This is a genomic window from Cetobacterium sp. (assembly GCF_048470075.1).
Lineage (GTDB): Bacteria > Fusobacteriota > Fusobacteriia > Fusobacteriales > Fusobacteriaceae > Cetobacterium_A.
This window is the reverse complement of sequence record NZ_DBGBQB010000309.1, coordinates 1-2,124: the sequence shown is the minus strand read 5'-3', so window position 1 is coordinate 2,124 and position 2,124 is coordinate 1. Positions and strand designations below refer to the sequence as shown.

The 2,124-nt window shown below is 30.7% G+C and carries 1 protein-coding gene and 1 riboswitch; the gene reads left to right on the top strand.

The features are described 5' to 3' along the window. A riboswitch (cobalamin riboswitch) is annotated at window positions 1–162 on the top strand. This riboswitch is flagged as partial in the annotation. A gap of 24 nt (window positions 163–186) precedes the next feature. Then, a complete protein-coding gene (locus ACMOUI_RS10820; RefSeq protein ID WP_418965707.1) occupies window positions 187–2,088 on the top strand; it encodes a TonB-dependent receptor in 1,902 nt (633 codons plus the stop codon). The last annotated feature ends 36 nt before the right edge of the window (window positions 2,089–2,124 follow it).

Below are 2,124 nucleotides of genomic sequence, written 5' to 3'. Positions count from 1 at the left end.
TTTTCATGTTATGGTTTTTTAATTAAAAGGGAATTAAGTGAAAATCTTAAACGGTCACGCCACTGTGAAATGGACGAAAATAGATAAACCACTGGGGAACTGGGAAGGGCTATTGGAGGATGAAGTTGAGTCAGGATACCTGCCATAAAAATAAACTGCGAGTGACAGAATGGGAGGATTAAATCAATGAAAAAAAGGTTTTTAATTGCAGGAGTAATTCTTGCATCTAGTTTTGCAATGGGGCAAGAAAAGGTTGTAAAATTGGAGGAAAGTGTTATTACCAGTGAAAATACAGAGACAACAATAGCGGATATACCTAAAAATATAACTGTTTTAACTGGAGAGGAGATATCTCAAAGAGGGGCTAAGACAGTGGCAGAGGCTTTGAGATTAGTTTCAAGTGTGGTAGTAAAAGAGATGGGTGGAACAGATGCAGCCTTTGATATTAGAGGTCAAGGAGCTACAGCTAAATCGAATGTTATAGTTCTAGTTGATGGAGCGCCGATTAATACAATCGATCTATCGGGATATCAAACAAGTAATATACCTGTGGACACTATTGAAAGAATTGAGGTAATTCCATCTGGAGGATCAGTTCTATATGGAGATGGAGCTATTGGTGGAACAATAAATATCATCACTAAAGCTCCCGAAGATAAAAAAAATTATGGAAATCTTAGCAGTGAATTAGGTTCATATGGATTAAAAAAACAGCAAGTTACATATGGAACTAAAATAGGAGAAAAACTTTTAGTTGAAGTGGATTATTTAAAAAGAGATAAGGATGGTTATAGAGACTACTCAAAGGATAATTTAGAAAGTTTTGGATTTAGAAGTAGATATAAACTTGATGATGGAGAATTAAAATTTAAATATAACTACTCTAAAAACAAGTTTAAAGCTCCAGGATGGTTATTTAAAAGTGAAGTGAATGATGACAGAACTCAATCGAACTCAAAAAGATGGAGAGTGGATGGAAAAACTGAGAAGAATAACTTTGTGGGAGATTATATATATAATATAAACTCAGATTTAGAGTTTAAACTATTAGGGACATATACTCATGAAAGATACTCTTCAAATGGAAGCAACTATAAAACAGATACCCAATACTTAAAACCACAGTTAAGATACTCATACTTAAATGATAGTTATGTTGTTTTGGGTGGAGATATCTATAGTGGTGAAACAAAAAGTTACTCCTCTTATGGAGATTCTAAAGCTAAAAAGAACTCTTTAGGTGGATTTTTAATAAATAGTTATACAATTGATAAGTTTAAATTTACTCAGGGATATAGAAGGCAAAACATTGAATATAAAGGAAAAAATAAAAGTTTTTCAGAGGAAAAATTTAAAGAGGATGCAGTAGAATTAACAGGAAGCTATTTATATTCAGATTCAGGAGCTACATATATAAGTTATACAAAAGGGTTTAGAACACCAAACACAGATGAGATAAATTTTTGGGATGGAGAGTTTAATCCCCAAAAAACAGAGACTTATGAGATAGGAATAAAGGATTTTATAGGAAATACTTATGTTTCAACATCAATATTCTATATAGAAACTGAAAATGAGATTTTCTATGGAGTAAATAAAAATGATGAGTCATATAAAAATAGAAATTTAGATGGAACAAGTAAAAGAAAAGGTGTGGAGTTTTCTTTAGAGCATTACTTTGATAAGTTAACAGTTTCAGAATCAATAACTTATATGAAAACAGAGTTTAAAGAGGGAAAAGATATTCCAGGTATTCCAAATATAAAGGGGATATTAAACTTTAATTATAGATTCAATGAAAAGTTAAGCTTCAATAACTCTTGGGAATATTATGGAAAGGCTTATGATAATAGCGATGAAGCTAATGAAAGAGAAAAAACAGATAGTTATCTATTAAGTGGATTAACTTTTATATATGATTTCCAAGATGGATTAGTTATAAATGCGGGAATAAATAATCTATTTAATGAAAAATACTATGATTATGTAGGGTACAAAAATCCAAGCAAGGAAGATTTGACGTTTGGAAAGACATATTACCCAGCACCAGAAAGAAATTATTATATAGGATTCAAATATAGTTTTTAATTAAAAAATACTTCTCTCAATATATAAATATATGAG

Excerpts from the sequence above, each read along its gene's own strand:
- ACMOUI_RS10820 (WP_418965707.1), top strand. The coding sequence starts at position 187 with ATGAAAAAAAGGTTTTTAATTGCAGGAGTAATTCTTGCATCTAGTTTT.